The 404-nt window shown below is 72.0% G+C and carries 1 protein-coding gene; it reads right to left on the bottom strand.

What is annotated here, in order from left to right:
• A partial coding sequence (locus AC1DYG_RS20255; protein WP_477641631.1) for a hypothetical protein occupies positions 1–404 on the bottom strand: 404 nt, incomplete at both ends.

Here is a 404-nt window from a genome sequence, read left to right as displayed (position 1 = left end):
TTCGTGACCTGCCCCGGCTCGGTGGGCACCCCGCGCAGCAACGCGAATCCGCGCTCGACCACGTCGTGCGGTGCCGGGGCCGGGTCGGTGACGTACCCTGCCCAGTCGTACGACCGGAGCGGCGACATCTCGGATGCCTGCCGCCACAACCGCTTTCCGTGCTCGGTGCGCGAGTCGGAAAGCGGCTCGGGTGATTCCGCTGCGATCAGCGCGTCGAGGCCGAAGGTGGACTGGTGACCGTCGGGTGCGAACTCGACCTCGACGCGGTCGCCGTGGACGCGGGCCTCGCGGACCCGGAGGTCTGCGGGCAGGTCGACGATGTTGAACAGTCGCTGACCGCTGACGGCGTCGCGGCTCGCGGCGCCGGTGCAGGCGTCGCGGAGCCACACCGCGGCGACCTCGAC

The sequence above is a fragment of the Pedococcus sp. P1_H8 genome, from assembly GCF_056405175.1.
This window is presented reverse-complemented; position numbering and strand designations above follow the sequence as displayed.